Annotated in this window: 14 protein-coding genes; 4 read left to right on the top strand and 10 right to left on the bottom strand. The window is 50.0% G+C overall.

Going from position 1 to position 20,048, the window contains the following annotated elements; translation table 11 throughout:
- Window positions 1-88 precede the first annotated feature (88 nt).
- The 7 genes from atpG to JIN82_RS13800 all read right to left on the bottom strand — a co-directional run bounded on the left by atpG (window position 89) and on the right by JIN82_RS13800 (window position 6,350).
- On the bottom strand, window positions 89-997 hold the full coding sequence (gene atpG, locus JIN82_RS13830) for an ATP synthase F1 subunit gamma (protein ID WP_200312250.1): 909 nt from the start codon (window positions 995-997) through the stop codon (window positions 89-91).
- A 39-nt stretch (window positions 998-1,036) separates the two neighbouring features.
- Window positions 1,037-2,569, bottom strand: coding sequence for a F0F1 ATP synthase subunit alpha (atpA, locus tag JIN82_RS13825; RefSeq protein WP_200312249.1), 1,533 nt, complete (start codon window positions 2,567-2,569; stop codon window positions 1,037-1,039).
- Window positions 2,570-2,628: 59 nt separating this feature from the next.
- Window positions 2,629-3,021, bottom strand: a complete 393-nt coding sequence (locus JIN82_RS13820; RefSeq protein ID WP_200312248.1) for a F0F1 ATP synthase subunit delta — start codon at window positions 3,019-3,021, stop codon at window positions 2,629-2,631.
- A gap of 37 nt (window positions 3,022-3,058) precedes the next feature.
- Window positions 3,059-3,625 carry a F0F1 ATP synthase subunit B gene (atpF, locus tag JIN82_RS13815; RefSeq protein WP_200312247.1) on the bottom strand — a complete coding sequence of 189 codons (567 nt, stop codon included), beginning with the start codon at window positions 3,623-3,625 and terminating at the stop codon, window positions 3,059-3,061.
- Window positions 3,626-3,703: 78 nt separating this feature from the next.
- Complete coding sequence (locus JIN82_RS13810) at window positions 3,704-3,940, bottom strand: ATP synthase F0 subunit C (protein ID WP_200312246.1); 237 nt, start codon at window positions 3,938-3,940, stop codon at window positions 3,704-3,706.
- A 99-nt stretch (window positions 3,941-4,039) separates the two neighbouring features.
- Window positions 4,040-4,909 (bottom strand): F0F1 ATP synthase subunit A, encoded by an 870-nt coding sequence (atpB, locus tag JIN82_RS13805; RefSeq protein ID WP_200312245.1) that lies wholly within the window; start codon window positions 4,907-4,909, stop codon window positions 4,040-4,042.
- A gap of 103 nt (window positions 4,910-5,012) precedes the next feature.
- A complete protein-coding gene (locus JIN82_RS13800; protein ID WP_200312244.1) occupies window positions 5,013-6,350 on the bottom strand; it encodes a YiiX/YebB-like N1pC/P60 family cysteine hydrolase in 1,338 nt (445 codons plus the stop codon).
- Between the two features lie 246 nt (window positions 6,351-6,596).
- Between JIN82_RS13800 and JIN82_RS13795 the strand changes: the two genes are divergently transcribed.
- Complete coding sequence (locus JIN82_RS13795) at window positions 6,597-6,872, top strand: HU family DNA-binding protein (RefSeq protein ID WP_200312243.1); 276 nt, start codon at window positions 6,597-6,599, stop codon at window positions 6,870-6,872.
- Between the two features lie 258 nt (window positions 6,873-7,130).
- Window positions 7,131-13,220 (top strand): DUF3857 domain-containing protein, encoded by a 6,090-nt coding sequence (locus JIN82_RS13790; protein ID WP_200312242.1) that lies wholly within the window; start codon window positions 7,131-7,133, stop codon window positions 13,218-13,220.
- A gap of 40 nt (window positions 13,221-13,260) precedes the next feature.
- On the opposite strand, the gene JIN82_RS13785 is transcribed toward JIN82_RS13790, so the two are convergent.
- Together JIN82_RS13785 and ilvC are read right to left on the bottom strand one after the other, a co-directional pair.
- Window positions 13,261-14,508, bottom strand: coding sequence for an MFS transporter (locus JIN82_RS13785; protein WP_234042035.1), 1,248 nt, complete (start codon window positions 14,506-14,508; stop codon window positions 13,261-13,263).
- 388 nt (window positions 14,509-14,896) lie between these two features.
- Window positions 14,897-16,366: a ketol-acid reductoisomerase gene (ilvC, locus tag JIN82_RS13780; RefSeq protein ID WP_200312240.1), complete on the bottom strand. Its 1,470-nt coding sequence runs from the start codon at window positions 16,364-16,366 to the stop codon at window positions 14,897-14,899.
- A 168-nt stretch (window positions 16,367-16,534) separates the two neighbouring features.
- Here ilvC and ilvY point away from each other — a divergent pair, with 168 nt between their 5' ends.
- Window positions 16,535-17,404 carry an HTH-type transcriptional activator IlvY gene (gene ilvY / locus JIN82_RS13775; protein ID WP_200312239.1) on the top strand — a complete coding sequence of 290 codons (870 nt, stop codon included), beginning with the start codon at window positions 16,535-16,537 and terminating at the stop codon, window positions 17,402-17,404.
- Window position 17,405: 1 nt separating this feature from the next.
- Here the strand turns inward: ilvY and JIN82_RS13770 are convergent, their stop codons facing one another.
- Window positions 17,406-18,233 carry an alpha/beta hydrolase gene (locus JIN82_RS13770; RefSeq protein ID WP_200312238.1) on the bottom strand — a complete coding sequence of 276 codons (828 nt, stop codon included), beginning with the start codon at window positions 18,231-18,233 and terminating at the stop codon, window positions 17,406-17,408.
- Between the two features lie 551 nt (window positions 18,234-18,784).
- Between JIN82_RS13770 and JIN82_RS13765 the strand changes: the two genes are divergently transcribed.
- Window positions 18,785-20,047, top strand: coding sequence for a class I SAM-dependent RNA methyltransferase (locus JIN82_RS13765; RefSeq protein ID WP_200312237.1), 1,263 nt, complete (start codon window positions 18,785-18,787; stop codon window positions 20,045-20,047).
- Window position 20,048: the final 1 nt, after the last annotated feature.

Here is a 20,048-nt window from a genome sequence, read left to right as displayed (position 1 = left end):
TAGTTTGGTGGTGGTGCAAGCTTAGTTGCGGGTATGGTGAGGGGGGGATTTTTACTTTTGAATTGTCTAAATGGTTAGTGGCTAGCCACTACTCCATGGCCTTCATCGCGGTGGTGATTTCGAGGAGTTCAGCGGTAATGGCTGCCTGACGTGCCTTGTTGTATTCAAGTGTCAGCTCATCGATCATGGTATTAGCGTTATCCGTAGCGGCCTTCATCGCTACCATTCGAGCTGAGTGCTCAGAGGCGCGAGACTCGACCAATGTTTGGTAAACATGGAAGCCGAGGTAGAGTGGCAGCAGGTGATTGAGAACGTTATCTGGACCTGGCTCAAAGATGTAGTCATTAGATAGAGCTTCTTCTTTGTCAGTTTCCTTGATCACGCCTCGCTTACCCACACTTTCGTAGGCACGGCGCTCAGCGAGTGTTTCTGCCTCGATTGGCAGGAACTTAGAAAGCGTTGGCTCCTGGCTCATGGTGGTGACAAAGCGGTTGAATGCGATGGTCACCTTGTTGTATTTGCCTGAGAGGAACTGCTCGGTGAGGAACTTAGCTACTGGACGGCTGTCCGCAAATGGTACTGGATCGTCGACGGTGAAGTCAGCTACCAGATTCACTTGCCGCTTAGCCAGCTGCTGGCGGAGTTTGCGACCGATGGTCACAAAATCCACATTATCACCTTCAGCATTGGCGATGTCAGTCACCTTGCGCTGCAGGTTGGCGTTGAGGCCACCGCAGAGTCCGCGATCTGTGCTGATTACCAGCACGAGGTGCTTGCCTTCCTCTCGCACATCCATCAGTGGGTGTACGAGCTCATCATCACCAGACTTAAGGTTCGCCAACACCTTATTCAGGGAAATTGCATAATCACGCCCTGAGATTGCCTGGTCCTGTGCCTTTTTCATTTTGGCGGATGCTACTAGCTGCATCGCCTTGGTGATCTGGGCAGTGTTTTTTACCGACTTAATGCGCCGGCGAATGTCACGAAGATTGGCCATATAAATTGATTGGTATTAGCGAATATTAAGCTGTTTGAGTTACTTCCAAGTTGCCTTGAAGTCGGCAATAGCCTGCTTAGTGCCTTCGAGCACGCTGTCAGTAAGCGCTTTCTCTTTGGCGATCTCGTTGAGCAGGTCAGTCTTGCGAGTCCCGAGGAATTCCTCCAGACCAGCGCGGAAATCTTGTACACGATCGACTTCCACATCATCGAAGTGACCATTCTGGATGCCCCACAGCTGGACCACCTGGATAGCCAGTGACTTCGGTGCGTATTGGTCTTGCTTGAACAGCTCAACAATACGCTCACCGCGGTTGATCTTAGCCATAGTCGCGTCATCCAGATCTGAACCGAAAGCAGCAAATGCCTGCAGCTCGCGGAACTGAGCCAGATCCACCTTAGTGGTACCAGACACTTTCTTGATCGCCTTTGTCTGTGCAGCAGAACCTACACGAGAAACTGACAGACCTACAGAAATCGCTGGGCGAACACCTTGGTTGAACAAGTCAGTCTCAAGGAAAATCTGACCGTCAGTAATGGAGATCACGTTAGTTGGGATGTATGCAGATACGTCACCAGCTTGTGTCTCAATGATTGGAAGTGCAGTCATTGAACCACCACCAGCTGCGTCTGAGAGACGAGCTGAGCGCTCAAGAAGTCTGCTGTGCAGGTAGAAAACGTCACCTGGGTAAGCTTCACGACCTGATGGGCGGCGAAGAATCAGAGATACCTGACGGTAAGCAACCGCCTGCTTAGAAAGATCATCAAATACGATGAGAACATCCTTACCTTGGTCCATCAGGTATTCACCGATGGCACAACCTGTGTAAGGTGCGAGGTACTGGTTAGCAGCAGACTCAGATGCTGAGGCAGCTACCACGATAGTATTTTCCATAGCGCCGGCATCTTCCAGCTTCTGGATGGTACGTGCGATGTTGGACTGCTTCTGGCCCACAGCAACGTAAATACAGTGAAGTGGCTTGTAGCCTTCTTCACCAGCTTCAGCAGCAGCCTTGTTCTGGTTGTGCTGAGAAATCATGGTATCGATAGCGATCGTGGTCTTACCAGTAGCGCGGTCACCAATGATCAGCTCACGCTGGCCACGACCGATAGGAATCAGCGCATCAATCGCCATGATACCTGTCTGCACAGGAACGGATACTGACTTACGCTTAATGATACCCGGAGCAATTTTCTCCACTGGGTACTGAGCGGCTGCTGCGATCTCACCGCGACCATCAAGTGGGCGACCGAGAACGTCTACAACACGACCGAAGAGGTCTTCGCCAACAGGAACGGAGAGAAGCTTGCCTGAGCAAGTGCACTCGTCACCTTCTTGCAGGTGAGTGTACTCACCGAGAATAACTACGCCGACTTCACCTTCTTCAAGGTTAAGGGCCAGGCCAACGGTTCCGCCTGGGAACTCGACCATTTCATTGAGTTGAACGTCACTAAGACCCTCGACTTTGGCCACACCGTCACCAATCTCACGAATGGTGCCGACGTTGGTTTTCTCGACGGTTGAGGTCACGTTAGCGATTTCTTGTTCGAGTTCCTGAAGGATGCTGCTCATAATAAGAAGTTTCTATGTTTTAAATTTTGTAAAATGAATTAGCCAGATGGCGCGGGAGTTTAGATAGAGTTCACGAGGCGGTTGAGGCGAGACTGCACACTGCCGTCCCACACGTCATTACCTACGCGAATGCGAGTGCCACCCAGCAACTCAGCATTGATTGAATAATTGAAAGCTAAGCCGGCACCGTATTTGGCTACCAGGCTGTCTTCGATGCGTTGGCGGCTGGCGGCGTCGAGTTCTACTGCGCTCTCCACGGTCACAGTTCTGCTCTCGACGTCGAGACGTACCAAACGCTGCAAGGTCTGCAGAATACCACGGTATCCACGTGGCTTACGCTCACCGATCTTGCGCACCGCTGTGAGCACTTTCTGCTCATCGAGTCGGCCATCTACCAGACATAGCTGGAAAATGCGCTTTGCTGCTTTTACGGCATCTTTTGAAGCTTTCATAAAAATGGATTTCTTTAGCGATTAGCTAGCGGGCAACTTACCCTTCGACACTTGCCAGTGCCTCTTTGTTAATGCGGTCTTGGTCAGCGTCAGTAAGTACTTTGCCAGTGACCTGTGTAGTTGTCGCAGCCACTAGGCGGCCAAACTCTTGCTTGAGCTCTGCACGCATCTGCTGGACTTGATTCTCAGCATCTTTCTGCGCGCGCTCTTTGATCTGAGCGGCTTCAGCCAGTGCTTTCTGAGTCGCCTGCTCGTTGATGTGAGCGGCACTTTCTTTTGATTCGTCAATCAGGCGCTGAGCCTGTGAGTTTGCTTCAGCGAGCACAATTTTTGTGGACTCTTCGCTTTCAGCTAGCTGCTTTTCAATGCGCTTGAGTTTCTCTTCACCTTCTTCGATGCGCTTGCTGCGCAGCTCGAGCATGTTGAGAATTGGGCCAAAAGCAAATTTCTTGAGGAGCAGGATAACGATGAAGAAAGAAACACACTGCGAGAAGAACATCGGGCCGTTAAGACCGAAGGTACGTGCGATTTCCTGAACAACGCCCTCGCCTTCTACTGCGGCCTGAGCTGGTGCTGCTGCTAGGATGTTAATGATTTGGAACATACGGATACTGATTAATTTCTAGGAGAGTAGGAAAAGGTGCCCGCGCAAGCCGTGCTTGCGCGAGCGGGAAAGGTTAAATTAGTTAACCTTAGCAAGGAAGATCGCGAAGAATACGATACCCTCGATAAGCGCTGCCAGAATGATTGACAGAGTAAGGATGTTACCAGCTGCACCTGGGTTACGGCCAGTTGCTTCAGTAGCCTTAGAACCGAGAAGACCGATTCCAAGAGCAGCACCGAGTGCTGCGAATGCTACGTGCCAGTTTGCGATTTGTGTACCTTCGACTTGAGCGAGTAGGTTAAGTAGTTCGAACATAATATTTGTTGTTTATCGTTGTGGTTATCATCAGCCCCCACCGTCACTATGCTATGGTCTGGCTGACAAAAGTATTGGTGCCGTTACCGGCAAAAATTATTAGTGAGCGTGGTCTTCGTCGTGATCGTCGTGTTCACAGATCAGCTTGAGGAAAACTGCGGTGAGAAGCATAAATACCAATGCCTGAATCACACCAACCAGCAGCTCGAGGAAGTAGAATGGAAGCGGTGGTAACCACATCAGCCAATTTGGCAGACCTAGCATCATCATACCTTCCAGCAGGTTCTCACCCGCAAAGATGTTACCGTAGAGACGGAAACTGAGAGCCACAGGGCGCAGCGCAATAGAGGCCACTTCAATCAGGCCAACCATGCCAAAGACCAAAATCATCATGATCTTCATTGGGCCGCCAAACTTACCCTTAGGGGCAAAGATGTGGGCAAAAAAGCCTTTCACACCATTTTCTGTAATCGCCCAGTAGAGCCAGAGAACTGCAAATGTCAGAGACATCGCCAGCGTCATGTTGAGGTCAGCGTTACCACCACGCATCAGCGGGTGAGAAACGTGCTCGTGACCGTGAGCGTCCCAACCAACGGTGCCTACACCGGGAAGAAGACCAATCCAGTTGTTCACCAAGATCAAAATGAAGATCGTGCCGAAGAACCAAAATGTGCGCTTGACCAAATGCTCACCCAGAATCCCTTTGAGGAAATTGTAAAGACTTTCCACCAGCCACTCAGCGAAGTTCTGCAAGCCAGTTGGCACCAGTGCCATCTTGCGAGTCGCCACCTGCGCGAAGAGAATAATGATCGCCGCCGCCATCCACACCATCACCATCGAGTTGGAAATCGGAAACGGAAAACCTTCAGGGGTGAGCGTGGGAGCGTGCTGAGGCAAGCCCGCTGCGAACGTACTTCCTACGCCTGCTAGCGTAGCAAAAAATGAAATGAGAATGGTACGAATTGCCATGATTTTTCGACGCCATTTAGAGCGGCGAACTGGCTTTACCCCGCAGGAAGGGGTGTATCAAGCACATTTGTGAAATTTTTCACAAAGTCGCTAAAGGTCTGATTTACCTTAGACTACACGATCCCGAAGAAGTTAGTATACGTCCGCCGTTCTTGTTAAATTCCAAAACTTGCCGGAACATTTTCCTGTCAAGCGCTTGTCTTAATAGATCCTCGGCTGAAAGGCACCATCTACCCTTGTGCTCACATAGCTCAAACTCAACCCCTTCGACCGAATCATAGCTACGATAAATCAGCTCCGTACACGCCAATCTATCAGCTTTTTTAAAATCAAAAAGAAAGTCATAAAGTTTCCCCTCGTGACTAATCGCTCGTTTTAGTGCTGCTAGAATTTGCTCAGGTTTGAGCAATGGACGCAAAACTAAAAAAGCGTCCACATGGAGAGTTTCATCAAGACATCTAAACAAAACGCCATCTTTCTTCGCCTCCAGCACACAAGTGCCATCTGGCGCACCAGCCAGCTTGCCTCCCACCAGCCCCAGCTCAGCCCGCTGGCCCTCAGTCCCAAGGTACAATGCCGCATGTGGCCAATACCCAGGCAAAAACAAATTACTCAGCGCATCCTCGTGGCGTGTAACCAACACATCGCCAGGCATTAACAATGGCTGCACCCGCTCGCGCACCTCCGCCGTCACCCGCTTGCCCTCGCCTAGCGGCTTCACCAGCGGCTGCTTCAGCTCCGCAATCACACTGCCAGACAGACGGAACAAATGAAACATCACCTTAGTATAACCAGAAAACTGCCTGCGCCTAAACGAATACAGCCGGTAATCCAGCTGGCGCTTCACATACTCCCCCTTACGGGTTTCCAAAAACTCCTCCTCACCAATCAAGATAGCCGCCACCCCAGGCCAGCCACCAGAAACCAAGGCCTCCTCCACCTCCAGCTGGTTCGCATCATAATAACGAGTCGCCTCATAAAACCGCCACATCTTAGAAGTCGACGCCAAGCTCTTATAGATTCTCGTGAAACTTCCGCGCTCAATGCCAAACCTCGGCTCCGCCTCATCCAACTTCGCCACCACCACCGGTAGCTCACGCCCCAGCTCCACAAAATACGTCGCCACCCGGCACAACATCGCCGCCGCCGCAAAAGCCACCCCAAATACCCGCAGCCTATCCTCCCAGTGCAAATGACTCGCCCGCCTAAATATCGGCGACAAAACCTCAATCACCTCCAGCAGCAAAACCCGCGCATCCAGGTAGCAAGCATACAGCTCACGCACCCTTTCATCCTCGCCAGGCAGGTAATATCCACGCTGCTGGGCCCTTTGCGCATCAGCTAGATAAGAAAAAATTTCCCGCTCCAAAGGCATAATCGGCGCCACCGCCTCCACCACTCGCGCCGCCTTATCCACTATCTCTCGCTCTTGCCCTAGCATTCATCCATTCACCCAAATCTAGCTAAAAAGGTCAATAAAACAGCCGCAATCCCTTTAACCGCAATAGAATAACTTAATCTATCAAAAACTAACATCTCTCAAAGCTCATAGGTATAAGGAATAGACAAAATTAAAACGACTGCCTGAAGTCAGAAATCTTCTTTAAAGTCAAGACTTTCCAGCTCTTCCATTAGAAAATATTTTATCTTTACAAAATGTGATGTTTTCGACAAAAAAGTGATCGCTATGAATAAATCCGAACTCGTCGAAGCTGTCCAAAAAGAACTTGGAAATGAAGCAACTAAGCGCCTTGCAGAAGATGCAGTAGCTGCAGTTCTCAACTCAATCTCAAAAGGCATCAAAAAAGATAAGAAAGTTCAACTTATCGGCTTTGGTACTTTCGAAGTGAAAAAACGCGCTGCTCGTATGGGCCGCAACCCAAAAACTGGCGAAGCTATGAAAATCAAAGCTTCTAAGACAGTTGGCTTCAAGTGCTCATCCACTCTGAAAGCTAGCCTCTAAGCCATCCATTTCATCTAATTTACCCAGCCGAGCTGCTCACCGCAGCTCGGCTTTTTTGCGCCCACACCAAAAACTCCCCCAACCAACTCAGCCAGCTCGCATCCCATAGGCTAGCAAAACACCCGCTCGACCTAACATGCAAAATGCAGCTAGTTCAAACTATCTACTTTTTTGTTTAGTCAATTTGCGCCAATCTACCTGCACTTCGATTAGCGTGACAAATCCGCTAACACAAATCTCCCAGACCTTTTCTCTACCATGCGCATCATCGCCAAGACTCTAGCACTATTCCTAACTCTATCATGCTTCAGCCAACTAACTGCAGCTATTGAGGTATCCACCACGCCACCTGCTGAATATGAAAACCATATCCAGCCGCTACTGCTAGATTCCACAGGTCTTCAACAAAAGTTCAACGTTCCAGCCACCCCAGAAGATGCCGGCATCATCGTACATTCCAATCAAATCACATGGGTTCACGAAAATGGCCGCACCACCACAGCCTGCCATTACATCTATCAAGCATACACCGAGAAAGGTACAGAGTACGTCAGCCAAGAGAGATTCGCTTACGACTACAAACTGCAAAAGCTGCACCTAGCGATGGCGCGCACCATCCAGCCAGACGGTAGCATACAAAACATTGCAGCTAACGGAGCCTTCATCGAGCGCGGCCGTAACGAGAGCCAGTCACAACTCTACAACAGCGACCAATCACTCGTCGTCGTCTACCCTAATGTCAAAGTCGGCACACTCGTCGAAGTCATCGTCGTCTACGAATCTATCAACCCACGCATTGACAACCAATTCACCTACCAAATTGGCTTCTCCACTGGCTGGCCAGCTGACAGCAAAAGCTACACCATCATCCTGCCTAACCAGATGCACCAACGTCTCCAGCTAGACACCATTGGCAATGGCATCCCCCAGCTCAAAACAAGCGCCTTCAACGATGCTCGCACCCAGCTGAGCTGGTCAAAAAAATCCCTCCCCTATGGCACCTCCGAAAACGCCGCCGCTCCCGTCTCCCAAGCAGGCCCCGCCGTCCACCTCTCCACTCTCACCAACTGGGATCAATTTGCTAGCTGGTACCAAGGGCTAGCTGATGCGCGCTCAGGGCTATCAGATGAACTAAAATCCCTCGCCGATAAGTGGACCAAAGATTGCAAATCCGCCGAAGAAACCCTGGAGGTACTATACAAAAAAGTGGCCAATGATGTGCGCTACCTCGGATTAGAATTTGGCCATTCAGGGCTGCAACCCTACCACTGCAACGAAGTCTGGAAACACCAGTATGGCGACTGTAAAGATAAGTCTAACCTGCTGCGCAATTTGCTGGCCTACAAAGGCATCCACTCATGTCTCACCCTCGTCAATACCGAGCACCTCGGAATCATTCCCCGCAAAACCGCTGGTTTCCGTAAATTCAACCACGCCATCCTCGCTGTGCAGTTAGAAAATAACAACTCCAGCTGGATTTTCTGCGACCCCACCATAGAATTCGGCTCACCTGGCCAGCTCAGCCAATCAAGCTCAGGCCGTGATGCCCTAATCATCAACAATGGCAAAGCGCTCTGGCAGACCATCCCTGCAGGTAAACCAAATAGCTACCACTATGATTTCGACCTCACTTTAAAAACTAACGGCCAAATGCACGGCTGGCTCACCATCACCGGATCAGAACTCTACAGCATCTCACTAGCCTCTGGCTATCATGGCCTCGATCGCGACAGCACCATCACTAGGCTCAGAAACATGGTCTCCAATTTCGTCTCTAACGCTGAGATTATCGACTACATCCTTCCCCAGTCGGAGAACAAAAAATTCCCTAACCCTAGCCAGCTTAAACTCTTCATCACCATCCCAGCATCGGAAGTAGACGCGCAGAACAACCTCTCCATCCCCATTCCTTTCTCTAGCAACCAAGTCTACAACTACGATGGCGACCAATATAGAAAGTCTGACTTTTTCCAATGGCAAGACAGAGAGAAAATCTCCCTATCAATCCTACTCCCGCAAGGGTGGAAAGCTAGCTCCCTGCCAGAAAAAATACATCAGCAAAGCAATTACCTGGACGTTCTCGGATCGTGGAAAATGCAGGGCAGGAAGTGTACAGCCAAACTAGAAATTTCTACCAAAAACAACAAAATACCTGCCAGCCAAGTACTAAAAACACGCCTCATCACCAATCAGCTCGATAGCTGGATCAGCCAAACAGCGCGCATTCATGTCGATCCAAATTCTCCTATCTCTCAGCCAGAACTAACACCTCCATCCATGCCTACCGCTGAAGGTCAACTCAGCTTGATAGATTATCAATATCCTATCAACGGAGACATAGAAGCCCGAGAAAAAGCCCTAATTGAGGCCATGGAGCAGTTTGAAGACCAGCCCAAAAAATTAGCGCGCGTTCACACCAGACTAGCCTATCTGAAGTACCAGCAGCATAAATACGACGAAAGCATCTCGCTCTATCAGGATGTCATTGAGAATCACAGCGAGATTTTCTCCAATGCTAATCTCGCTTTCTACAGATACATGCTCGCCTTTAACCATGCTGAAACTGGCCACAAAGTGCTAGCCAGCCAGATGATGGAAAAGGTCGCCGCTAGCCGTGGTGCTGACGACTATCGACGCGGCTGGGCACTCACCCAAGCAGCTAACTATCGCGACGGCATGAGCAAGCCATCAGATGAAGCTCTCACCTTATACCAACACGCTGTAGCCATTGAAAACGACCACACTGATGAAGCCGTCGTCGGCAACTTCATCCAGCTGCTATTCTCACAGCCGGCGCAGCTCAGTGCATTCATCAAACTTCACTTTAACAATAACAACAAGCTAGCAGCTAGACTTAAGCTTCTCGATGACCAGCTTGGCAAACTCGACGCCAACCAGCTCGCTAGCGCTGCCTCCATCATGATTTCCGCAGCCAACCAGCTGGATGAAACTTGCCAGAAAAGCTGTACTGAGCTCGCCCTCAGCTGGAGCCAAGCTAGTGCTGCACGCCAGCAGTTTGCAGTCACCAAACAAGCACTCAGCGGCTTCTATCAGCGAAACAAAGAGCGTATTCACGAACTCTGTGGTGATGATGAAATCAAACCTAGCAGCGAGCTCGATGACAGCCAACTCGACAGCTGGTTGGTCAATAACTACGAAGAGGAAAAATTTACCCGCTACCTCACCAGCCACTTTGACTTCCTCATCAATACACAAACCAACAAACTATCTTATCACCTCAGGCTGGTCACCTACTCACTTATCACAGCTGAAAAAAACCAGCAGGTCGCCTATGCAGACAGCTTGCTACCGCAAATCTGGGTCGTCGCTAACAACCTCAGCCGTAAAGATGAGCATTATTGGAAAATCCAATCTCACCAAGCGCGCTGGCTAGCCCAACACAAAAAATACAAACAAGCCATCACCCTCTTTCAGGAAGCCCGCAAGAACACTGATTTCGCAAAAAAATGGCTCAGTGAAAGTTATCAGCTAGAAGGGCGCTATCACGAAATTTTAGGCGCCGAACAATCCGCCATCAACTGCTATACCGCCATGCAAGACCTAGCAGATGAAGATGTTACCATCTGCTACATGCTGGTCAAAGCTGGCGCACTCCAAGTACGCTTAGGTCAATTCCAACAAGCTCTCGCTAGCTGGAAAAGGCTCACCACCGTGCCTGTTGAGCTCTGGCAAGATGACGAATACTCTCAGGATATCAGCGAGGCCATCGACCTTGTTAGTGACGAAGAAGCTCTACTTAAGTACTGGAAAAATACTGCAAAATGGTGGTCGCGCGAGGCCACAGCTGGCATGAGGCGTCTGGGCGTCACCATCGACAAAAAGCCAATTCGCCTCTATCTAGGAGAGCTGTTTGACTCCACTGATGAAGAACTCCTCAGCGCCGCAGAAAAAAGCAATGAGGAGGACTTTCTCAACATGTCCCTGCGCGTCTTAGACTATGCTCGTTGGTCACCTGGTGGATGCTACGATTACAAACACAGAGTGATAGATCGCTACTTCAACGATGATCCGAAGAAAATAAAACACCTCTACACCATCTTCCTCTCGCTACTTAAACACGTAGACTGCGGTAACCCCGAAATCGTCGCCTTTGCCCAGCGATCATTAATCGCTAACCACTACGACTACAGCAACCTGAGAGAGGCTCGTAAATACCTCGATCTATATCTTCCTCACATTTACGAGTTCGACCGCTACCACCAAGAAACTATGGTCTGGCTCTACTCACTAGCGACTGACCCTAAAAATAAATCGGCTGCAGATGAGTGCCTAACTACCTGTGATCGCTTATGGAAAGAGGGCATCACCGCTATGTCGGCGCCTGAATTTGCCTACTCCTACACCGCCTTACTCATCAACACCAAACAGTACCAAAAGGCGCTAGATGTCTGTCTCGAATCCAGAAAGTTAGGATTTAAAGATGAAACTAACAATGACGCTATTGAAAAAAGGATCACCCAGCTGGAAGAGCATCTTGAGAATAACAGCTCACTTAACAAGGGCCTACAAACTTGGTTCAAAGAAAATAAACCTAGCTGGTTTGACGCCGTTAGACCGACTTTACTAGGCCAATCAGTGTTTGATAATGCCAGTGCATTCACCACAGATAACGCTGGCAGCCAATACCTTAGTGCCATCAAATCGCTCATCCTCGTCGCTATCGAACCTGAAATTGACGACCAAACTCGCCTTCGCGCATGGCTAGAAGCCAGCTACCAATTATTCATACAGCAAGCAACGTGGACTGAAGCAATGACCATGCTCGAGGCGGTCATTAGTAACAAAGACATTCCTCTAGCAAACCGTACTGAGCTGCTCTACGCCTGCTACAGAGCAGCCTGTAACTCAGGCAAAGTTAGTGAGGCAAAAAAAATGCGCCGTATGCCTGCCTACGCAAATTTAAAACTATCCATCCGCGAGGAACTTGCGCCTATCATGATGGATTTGGCTTACGCCGTTAGAGAGAGCTCCGCAGATGATCACATGGACAACATCCACCAGCTAGCTCAGGGGGAAATTGATGATCTGAAATATGCGGTCATCAATCTTTGCTTAAACCAGCTACTTAGACTCGGTGAGTTTGAAAAATTTGAAGAAATCATCCAATCTGCAAAACAATGGAAATTTGCCTCAGATGCCCCCGTCAACAAATTCACTGCTATAGTAGCGATGAAGAATTTGCTGAAAAAACAACAACCAATCTACGAGCTTTACGCCGCGCTAAACGAGCTCATCAAGGCCAAAGGAGAAGAAGTCCAACAACATGTCTCAGCTGAACTAGATGACCATCTTTCTCCATACAGCTCGTCAGGTAACTCATTCCAACAATACCAAGCAAACACAATTGCCAAGCTAACTAACAACTTCTTCGACCCAGTAAACACCATCAATCAGCCTTATCTCACCCATTGTATCTGGCTAAACTCCGAACAAAAACCAGACGGCAAACTCATTCTAGCAGCTTCAAAAATCATCCTTGATAAAGCAGATAAAAACCATGATATCAATTACCTAGGCCCTCTGTTCCTAATAGCTGCCCGAGACAAACAACTTCACCAACAATGGCATGAACAGCTAGAAAAACATCAGGATCAATTTGCCGATAATCCAAGAATCAATCTGATCTATAAACTCAGCCAGCTCTATATGGATGGCCAGCCCGAAGCTGACGACCTCGTCAATATCACCCACAAGCTCAAGAAAACAAATCAATTTGTTAGCTTCGTAGAATATGTTATCCTACTCAATACCGCTATCACTCAGCAACGCCCAGACCTCCTAACTGGAAATACTGCTGCTTCAAAAAGTCTTCATAATCAATACGCTTGGAGATTCCTGCCTAATGAAAAAATCATGCAATTTAACCAGCAGGAAATCGACAAAAACACACGCGACGAATTACTAGACAAGACTTTAGCCAAAACCGTCCGCCTGAGCGGGAATTGTACGGATACAAGCAACCTTGTTTGGCTAATGACTTTGGCTGATCATGAAGGCGCCGAGGCTGATATCCCTGAGGCCATCTTTGACTATCTTGACGAAAAATACCTTTACGCTAGGGATCAATACATCATCGGAGCCTGCCGATCATGGCTGCGACAAGAGCATGAAGAAATGCTCAAACAAGCTCGCCTAGCCATTGAGATCGAACCGCAAAATACAACTATCAAGCTCTTGTTAGCTCGAGCTCTGGCCTATAACGGAAAATATCAAGAAGCTAACAAAATCATCCAACCCTTGCTCAAAGATCATAGCTTCCTCCGTGAATACAGCCTGGTTACCCATGAAAGCCTTTTCAAATTGATAGAGTCAAAAATACCGCAATAAGCAACCAGTAGTATAGAAACCAGAGGCGAAAACTCCCCTTCTACTTCTCTGGTAGTTCGCGGATGAGGAAGAGCAGGCCGGTGATGGGTACTAAGATGCATAACCACAGGCCCATGGAGAAAGATCCCGTGATATCTTTTACTGCGCCGGGCAACATGGGAGCCAGCGCCGCGGCGGTGAGCACCACTGTGCCTGCAGATCCCTGTACTTTGCCGAGACCATCACGCCCGTAAAAGCGCACCCAAGTCACTCCCATCAGCACGCTAGCTGAGCCATTGGCTAGACCTAATACCAATATGTAAACGACCACCATCGGTCCCGGTGAAAGCACTTGCACTAACAACAATGCTAGAATTTGCAGCAACAAGCTAGCGCGCAAAACCTTTCGCACACCAAAGCGGTCTATCAATCCACCGCTGAGCAAGTTAGCGCAAGCTGCAGCAATGGCAAAAACTACCATCACGCCAGCTGCCACATCGTCTTCGATGCCCTTTTCGGCAAAAATCGATACCTGATGGAATACCAATGCGGTGATCACAAATGGCGCACTTGCTAGAGCGGAAACTAATACCCAGAAGCGCGGCGACGTCCACACCCTGCGATCTAGCTGGCTGGACGGTCCAGCTGGCTGGGCATCATTGTCAGCTGCATCTAGCTGGTTTTCTAGCTGGCTATCAGGCTCGATGCCGTCGACATGCTGGTCTATGTCTTCTGGGCGATTGCGCACTATCAAACCCGCTGCCGTGCCTAGCAAAAACAAAAGCATCAACCCCAAAATACCATAACTGACGCGCCAACCAAAATGGTCTATCAATAGCAAACAAAGCGCTGGCATCACCGCGCTGCTAGTAGCTAGACCCATGGAGGCTATCGACATGGCCCGTCCTCGCCTCTGTGAGTACCACTGAGCCATTAGCAAGCTACAAAGCAGCATCATGGTGCCCTGACCTAACGCACGCAGCACAGCCAATGCTAGAGAGAGTGAGACCACTCCGCTGGCGGTCATCATGCCCACGCAGGCTAGGCTCATGAGCACCGCGGCGACCGCTAGACTGAGCCGCACGCCAACGCGATCGGTAATTCTACCAACTACAGAAACCAAGATGGCACTGCAAAAACTACCGGCGCCGTAGATGAGTGCGAAGCTCCAGCGAGATAGCTGGAATTCCTCCAACAAATACGGCTGGAACATCATAAAAAGAAATGACTGCCCCGGCCCCGAACAGAAGGTCATGATAAATCCAGCCAGGATCATCCATGGCCCATAGAACTTCTGCTTGCCGCTCATCACAGCCAAGCTTTAGCGCTTATATACTAGATTTAAGAGAATAAAAAACGAGGGCCTCTAGACGAGATCGACATCCAACTACCCGCCTCCATATCCCCATACAAAAAGACAGATAGTTAATGCCGACCCCGACTAGAAACCCTCGTTGCTTGAATAGGATTCCATCACAATTAGCTAGCTCTGCAAATGACATTCACCGCCTATCAATCAAGCTGACGTTTAACTCTCGGGGCGATGAGATTTCACATAACACTCTAATTAAACGATTTGGGCAGACGCCACCTATCTTACTAACAGAGTGCAAAAAGTTGAAATTTTTTAGACAAAAAAAGGGAACCCCGCGTCACGGGATTCCCTAAATCATTAGAAAGTTACAGAGTTAGGTAACTTAGAGAGCCTTCATGTTGCCCATGGCATCACGCAGGTACTCACCGATTTCCTCAACCAGGTGGCTGCGGATTTCGCGGTTCACAGCAACCAGAGTTTTGTTGTCTACAGAGTTGTCAGCGAGCTCGAGGCCTTTGCCGATAACGTCAGTGTCAACAGTCTCCATGAATGGAGTAAGAAGAGGTACTGCAGCGTGTGCGAACAGGTAGCAGCCGTACTCAGCAGTGTCAGAAATCACGCGGTTCATCTCGAAGAGTTTCTTACGAGCGATGGTGTTAGCGATGAGTGGAGTTTCGTGCAGTGACTCGTAGTAAGCAGACTCAGGCTCGATGCCAGCTTCTACCATAGCTTCGAATGCGAGCTCTACGCCAGCCTTAACCATAGCCACCATGAGGATGCCTTTGTCGAAGTACTCTTGCTCAGAGATTTCACCAGCAGCTGCAGTTTTTTCAAACTCAGTCTCGCCAGTTTCTTTACGCCATGTGAGTAGGTTCACGTCGTCGTTAGCCCAGTCAGCCATCATGGTGCGAGAGAACTCACCAGAGATGATGTCGTCCATGTGCTTCTCGAAGAGAGGGCGCATGATGTCCTTGAGCTCTTCAGCGATAGTGAAGGCTTCCAGCTTGGCTGGGTTAGAAAGACGGTCCATCATGTTAGTGATGCCACCTTGCTTGAGTGCTTCAGTGATAGTTTCCCATCCGTACTGGATGAATTTCACTGCGTAAGGAGCGTCGATGCCTTTAGAAGTCATCTTGTCGAAGCAGAGGATAGCGCCAGCTTGCAGCAGGCCGCAGAGGATAGTCTGCTCACCCATGAGGTCAGACTTCACTTCAGCCACGAATGATGACTCAAGTACACCAGCGTGGTGACCACCTTGAGCAACACAGAGAGCTTTAGCGATCTCGAGGCCGTTGCCTTTAGGATCGTTTTCGCCGTGTACAGCGATGAGTGTTGGAACACCGAAGCCACGCTTGTATTCTTCGCGAACTTCAGAACCAGGAGACTTAGGAGCCACCATGATTACGGTGAGGTCTTCACGGATCTGAGTACCTTCTTCGACGATGTTGAAGCCGTGTGCGTAGGTGAATACAGCGCCTTCTTTCATGAATGGAATCACGCTCTCAACCACAGCAGTGTGCTGCTTGTCAGGAGTGAGGTTCATCACGATGTCAGCTGTTGGCAGCATTTCTTCGTATGATCCAACAGCAAAGCCGTTTTCAGATGCATTGAGGAATGACTGACGCTTCTGCTCGATCGCTTCCTTACGAAGTGTGTAAGAAACGTCGAGGCCGCTGTCGCGCATGTTGAGACCTTGGTTAAGACCTTGAGCACCGCAACCTACGATGACGATCTTAAGACCTTTAGCTGCTTCGATTCCCTTAGAGAACTCAGAAGCATCCATGAAGCGGCAAGTGCCAAGCTCATCGAGCTGACGACGAAGTGGTAGTGTATTGAAATAGTTTTCTCCCATAACGGTGATTGGTTACGGGGCGCATTATACAAAAAATAACCATTGCGTAAATTGATTTGTATTGCACACTGTATTGCAAAATCTGAAACGATCACCCGTTTATAATTGAATGCCAGCGAGTTAAGCTCACCCCCTACCAACTCCAGCTGGCAAACTCACCCAGCTAGCATGCACGAAGAGCTCAAACATTTCCTCGCGGTAGCCAACTTGCTACACTTTGGTCGCGCCAGCCAGGCCTGTCACCTCAGCCCATCAGCGCTCACCCGCAGCATCCAACGGCTAGAGGAATCTGTGGGTAAGCCATTGTTCATGCGTGATAAACGCAGTGTGTCGCTCACCCCAGCTGGCGAGAAATTCAAGACCTACGCGCTCAGTGTAGTCGACCAATGGCAAGGGCTACAAGACCAGCTGAATCAGGAAAATAACATCCAAGGAAGCCTGTCTATCTATGCCTCTATCACCGCCGTCTACAGCCTGCTACCAAACTTGCTAGAATCCTACCGAACCGCCTATCCGCAGGTGCAGATAGAGCTGCACACTGGCGCTGAAGAAGACTCCGTACAAGAAGTGCTCACCGATGAGATCGATGTCGCCGTGGCCGCTCTCCCAGCTAGCCAGCTGAACAAACTCGCCTTCATCCCGCTGGTGCAGACCGATCTGGTATTCATCGCGCCGAAAACTGGCAATCTCAACATCGATCTAGCTAACAAAGAAAAACTAACTACCACGCCCATGGTGCTACCGCGCAGCGGGCTGGCGCGTCAGCGCATCGACCAATGGTTCAAAAAACAACGGGTCAAACCGCTGATCAACTCCGAAACATCAGGCAACGAGGCGCTCATCGCCATGGTCAGGCTCGGCTGTGGCATCGGCGTGGTTCCCGAGCTAGTGTTAGACCGCAGCCCGTTCAAAGACGACATCCGCATCCTCAGCCAGGCACCGCAGTTAGAACCCTACACCGTCGGCCTGTGTACCACCCAGCGCCAGCTGAAACTACCAAAAGTAGCTGCCCTCTGGGAGCTCGCTGGCATTGCTTAATCTAGCGGCTCTTAACAACTTCCTTATCCAGCCATTTTTTCAGCTCGTTAGGCCAATGCATTAATGGCTCCACCTGGCTGCGCAGCCCGTATCCATGGCCGCCAGTTTCGTAGAGTTTGAAGCACACATTGCCACCCGCCTTACGCATGCGGTCGACGTAAACTTTGCCACCACGGATGAAATTTTTATCGTCCTCAGTGTGTACTACAAAAGTTTTTGGCGGCACTGGTGGCATTTCAAATTCATCCGCCAGCTGGCCAGTTTGTTTATTGTCGAGGTATGCTGGATAGACCAGAATACAGAAATCAGGGCGCGTTGATAGATCGCCGGCGTCCACTCCGGCACACGTTCTAGCAGCTAGATGGCCGCCAGCTGAGAATCCCATCACACCTACTTTAGAGGCATTAAACCTGTATTGGTTAGCATTTTCACGCACCCAGCTCACTGCCTTCTTTAGATCAGCCAGAGCAGCATCGCGCTGGCCGGGCACAGTGTATTTCAGCAGCACAGCGTGGTAGCCAACGGAATTGAGCCATTCACAAACCTCAGAGCCTTCTTTATCATAAGCGAGCATATTGTAGCCGCCACCTGGGCAGACAATCACCACTGGTCGCTGCTGGGCAATGTTGCTCAGCGGATACAAGGTGATAGACGGCACCTTCACATCAGTTAGTCTCAGCACATCGTTATTCTTGCCCACCTTCTCACGGTGCTCAGGGCCAGAAACATTACGCTCTGGCCACAGCAATACCTTTTCAGGCTGCGCTGCCATGGTCATGGCCGCCGTTGCCAGCAGTGATAGCAAACATTTGATTAGTGAATTTTTCATGCTCTCTCAGCCTATATACAGCGCGAAAGACCCGTTTCATTCTAGAAATATCATTTATACCATAAAAATATTCCCCTACCCTGTCTAGCAGGTCTCCGCCCATGAATGAAAATATGCCTGCTGGAACAAGCACTGTAGGCGGCATCACTACGCCGGTAGCTATAGGAAAATCGATAGTTAGGCCATATCCCCCAGCTGGTACAGCCAGCCCTGCCACCCCATGATCCACAAGAATAAAAGTACCTCGACGACGAGCTGGCGCGGAAAAATTTTCTATTGCCACCTTTCCGTTTAGCCGCGTCGATTTCCACCTGTTGCCACGGCTTTATTGTGGGATATTTTCCAGCTGGTACTGGCAGCTCAGCCACCGCCTCACCATGTGCATTATACCACGTTTCGGTAGTTTGGGCGTGCGCCAGTGCCACCGCTAGCGAGCTAGCGGAGGCGACCACAATCCACCGGTGAGGAAAATTTAGCATCGTAATTTTAATTTACTTCACCCATATCCTTGGGCAAGAGCAATCCATAAATCATACGCGTACCATTTGACCATGAGCCAGCCACGTCCATCCAAAAAGTTCAAACCCGTTCCCTTTGAATACCATCAAGAAATCGAGCTCACCATCCATGCCTTGAGCAATCTAGGTCAGGGCATTGGCCGCATCGACGTGGACGCCGAACATCAAGGGTGGGTCGTTTTTGTCCCCTCCACACTGCCGGGTGAAAAAGTGCTCGTGCGCATCTACCGCAACGACAAAAACTGCAGCCAGGGAGATCTGGTAAAAATCCTTGAGCCATCACCTGAGCGCGTCGACCCCAAGTGCCCACTCTTTGGTACCTGCGGCGGCTGCCAATACCAAAACCTCAGCTACGACAAACAGCTCGAGTGGAAAACCCAGCAAGTGCAAGAGCTGCTCAAGCACATGGTTGGTATCGAGTTTGACGTCGAGCCAGCGCATCCATCACCACAAGAATGGAACTACCGCTCCAAGCTCACACCTCACTTTGGCCGCCCGCGTAATGGCAAGATTGAAGAAATTGGCTTCCTGCGCCCAGGCACTCGCCAGCACCTTGTTGACGTCGAAAACTGCCCCATCGCCATGCAGGAAATCAACGACGCGCTGCCACAAATTCGCGCTGAAATCCGCGCCAATGCCGCCAAATACAAAAAGAACGCACAGGTACTCCTGCGCGTTACTGAAGGCCGCGTAGAAACCAATACCCGCACGCCTATCAGCGAGTCCGTTGGCGATCTCAAATTCCATTTCCTAGCTGGTGATTTCTTCCAGAACAACCCGTTCATCCTACCAGCATTTACCGACTACGTCGCTCGCCAAGCCTCAGCTGGCGGTGCCAAATTCCTCGTCGACGCCTACTCCGGCTCCGGCCTCTTCGCCCTCTGCCTAGCGAAAAACTTCGAACAAGTAGCTGGCGTAGAAGTGTCCGAAACCGCGGTCGATTTCGCCACCAAAAATGCCAAACTCAATGGCATCACCAACGCCAAATTCCTCGCCTCCAGCGCCGAGGCCATCTTTGCCGACATCACCTTCCCTGGCGACGAAACCGCCGTTGTCATCGATCCACCGCGCAAAGGCTGCAACCAGGAATTCCTCGACCAACTCTTCGCCTTCGGCCCATCCAAAGTGGTCTACGTTTCCTGCAACCCAGCCACCCAAATGCGCGACCTCAACCATTTCCTCGAAGCTGGCTACAAACTCGAAGAAGTCCAACCATTCGACCTCTTCCCACAAACCCGCCACCTCGAGTGCATCTCCGTACTCAGCAAAGGAGAAGCGGAACCCCTTCAGGGTTGAA

Origin of the sequence: Persicirhabdus sediminis, from assembly GCF_016595495.1 — a bacterium.
Taxonomy (GTDB): domain Bacteria; phylum Verrucomicrobiota; class Verrucomicrobiia; order Verrucomicrobiales; family Akkermansiaceae; genus Persicirhabdus; species Persicirhabdus sediminis.
The sequence above is the reverse complement of the archived record's forward strand: the minus strand, read 5'-3'. Positions and strand labels throughout refer to the sequence as shown.